Source organism: Microbacterium sp. (assembly GCF_035277845.1).
Taxonomy (GTDB): domain Bacteria; phylum Actinomycetota; class Actinomycetes; order Actinomycetales; family Microbacteriaceae; genus Microbacterium.
In genome coordinates this window covers 1-2,212 of record NZ_DATEJS010000178.1, presented here as the reverse complement: position 1 = coordinate 2,212, position 2,212 = coordinate 1, and the positions used below count along the sequence as shown (strand labels likewise).

Below are 2,212 nucleotides of genomic sequence, written 5' to 3'. Positions count from 1 at the left end.
CCCACCCGGGCGCCGTCCCACGACAGCGCCCCGCCCGCCGCACCCTGCGCCCGCGCACCGACGAGGGCGTCGTAGTTCGCCGCGGCGCTCGTGGGCACGAACCCGCCGTTGTGGATGGATGCCTGTCCCTTCGACCAGGCGCCCACCTCGGCTCCGGCCCCGACGTTGGCGTGGAGGCCCTGCTTGCTGACGGCCACGTTCCCGTCGTCGGCATCGCGCCGCTTGTCGTACAGCTGGCTGGCGTCGCGCTGGGCGAGCGGGTCGTTGCTCGTGACGTTGCCGGCGCTCAAGCCGTAATCGGCGCTCACCCAGGCCTTCCCGCCCGCCCCGCTCTCGCCGGAGGCGCTGTAGTTCGCGGTGCCGAGCGTTCCCGACGTGCCGTACTTCGCGTCCGCTCCCCAGCCCGCCTCGGCGGTGCCCTTCCCGTTCTGGAACGTGTTCTCGGTCCACCCGCCCAGGTGCGTCCGGTTGACGGGCAGCGACGAGCCGACGCGCCCACCGGTCACCCCGCCGCCGTCCGCGCCGTTGGCGCCGTTCGCCGTCCCGGCCGAGCCGTCGTCGCCGGCACTCGTGCGCTCCTGCGCGTCGGCGTTGCTGCGGGCGGTGGTGGCCGCCGCTTCGAGCGCCTGCACGGCCGATGCGATCGACGGCGCGTGCGACGACGACCAGGCGGACCGGAAGGAGGCGGCATCCTGCCCGTCCCACGTCGTGCTTCCGAGCTTGCCGGTGAGCGTCGTGCGGATCTCGCCGAGGCTCTGGGCCGCGGCGTCGACCGCCTTGGCGAAATCGCGGACCTCCGCGGGGTTCATCCCCAGCGTCAGCTCGCCCATCAGCCGGCCTCCGCGACGCGGGTGCTGGCGATGACCTCGCGCACACCGGGAAGGTCCTGCTCGGTGCGGTCGCCCGCGACCGTGCCCGTGACCCGCACCATGTCGGAGACCGGGCCGTTGTCGACGACGGTGACGGCGACGACCTGGGCGACGGTGCCGGCGACGTCGGTGATGTGCGCGAACTCGATGACGTACCAGGTGCGCCCGCCGAGGTCGACCTCCGCGCGGTCGAGGAGCGCCACCTCGCGCAGGCCCTGCACGTACTCGTCGGCCGCGCGCTGGGCCGACTGCAGGGTGTGTCCGGCGGGCTGACGGGTGACGCCGATGACGACGTTCGGGGAGAACGCGTCGGGGCCGCGGTCCTCGATGACCGCGAGGAGCATGTCGGGCGCCGTGCGCTGCTGCCACGCCTGGGGCAGCTCGACCGAGATCGACGGGAGGGCCGGAGCTTCGGCGCTGGGGAAGGATGCAGTGACCATGGGGTGCCTTTCCGGGCGGAATGTGGGTCAGACGCCGATGAGGGCGGCCCGCGAGCGGGCCGCCCTCATCACAGGCATGATCGATCGGCGATCAGAGCGCGTTCGACGTGCTGATCTGCTGGTCGGCGTTCTTGTTCGCCTGGGTGGCCGTGTGCTTGAGGTCCTCGGCGACCTTGCGAAGCGCGTTGGCGTGCATCGACGACCAGTCGCCGCGGAACTTGGTGGCGTCCGGGCCCGTCCAGCTGGTCGAGCCGAGCTTGCTGGTCAGCTGCGACACGGTCGAGTTGAGCTCGTCCGCCTTCTGGTTGAGCAGCTGGGCGAAGGCCTTGACCTCGTCCGGGTTCATTCCGAGCGTGTTGTTCGCCATGGTTCTCTCTCTTTCCGTTCCCCCCGAACGGGGTGGTCTTGGTGGTGCTATGAAACTATCCCGCACCCTTCGGACACGTCGATGGGGAGGAATCCCCATGCCTACCGGGGCGCGTCGGCGAGCGCCACCTGCACCTTGCGGGCACGCCCGCGATCGATGAGGAAGCCCCGGCCGGCGGGGAAATCCGAGCGCTTGATCCGGCCGGTCGGGGTGCCGAACATGGAGTCGCTGTCACCCTCGGACGGCGTCAGCAGCAGGCCGCGGCGGGCCGACTTGAACGGCTGTCCCAGCTGCCACGCCGAGCTCCACGTCGAGGTCTCCGCCTCGCCCACGACCAGCAGCTCGGCGCGGATCGCCGCCTTCACGAGCGTGTCGACGGCCATCTCCGCCTCGGTGCCGGTGAACTCGGTGATCTGCTCGACGAGCACGGCGCGGAACCGTCCGGACTCCGCCTCGGCGGCGAGCTGGTCGGCGAGCGCCTGCACGGCCTCCGGCCCGACCGCGGACAGCGCGGGTTCGGATGCCAGCATGAGCCG

The 2,212-nt window shown here is 71.8% G+C and carries 4 protein-coding genes; all 4 read right to left on the bottom strand.

Going from position 1 to position 2,212, the window contains the following annotated elements; all coding sequences use genetic code 11:
* Positions 1-830 (bottom strand): WXG100 family type VII secretion target (locus VJR25_RS07635; RefSeq protein WP_414683754.1); only part of this gene is annotated, 830 nt, incomplete at its 3' end.
* Positions 830-1,309 (bottom strand): DcrB-related protein, encoded by a 480-nt coding sequence (locus VJR25_RS07630; RefSeq protein WP_324114200.1) that lies wholly within the window; start codon positions 1,307-1,309, stop codon positions 830-832. The genes VJR25_RS07630 and VJR25_RS07635, both read right to left, overlap by 1 nt.
* 91 nt (positions 1,310-1,400) lie before the next feature.
* A complete protein-coding gene (locus VJR25_RS07625) occupies positions 1,401-1,676 on the bottom strand; it encodes a hypothetical protein (RefSeq protein ID WP_324114198.1) in 276 nt (91 codons plus the stop codon).
* A 101-nt stretch (positions 1,677-1,777) separates the two neighbouring features.
* Positions 1,778-2,212, bottom strand: a 435-nt coding sequence (locus tag VJR25_RS07620; protein ID WP_324114196.1) for a hypothetical protein, incomplete at its 5' end; no start/stop codon positions are given.

Excerpts from the sequence above, each read along its gene's own strand:
- VJR25_RS07630 (WP_324114200.1), bottom strand. The coding sequence starts at position 1,309 with ATGGTCACTGCATCCTTCCCCAGCGCCGAAGCTCCGGCCCTCCCGTCG.
- VJR25_RS07625 (WP_324114198.1), bottom strand. The coding sequence starts at position 1,676 with ATGGCGAACAACACGCTCGGAATGAACCCGGACGAGGTCAAGGCCTTC.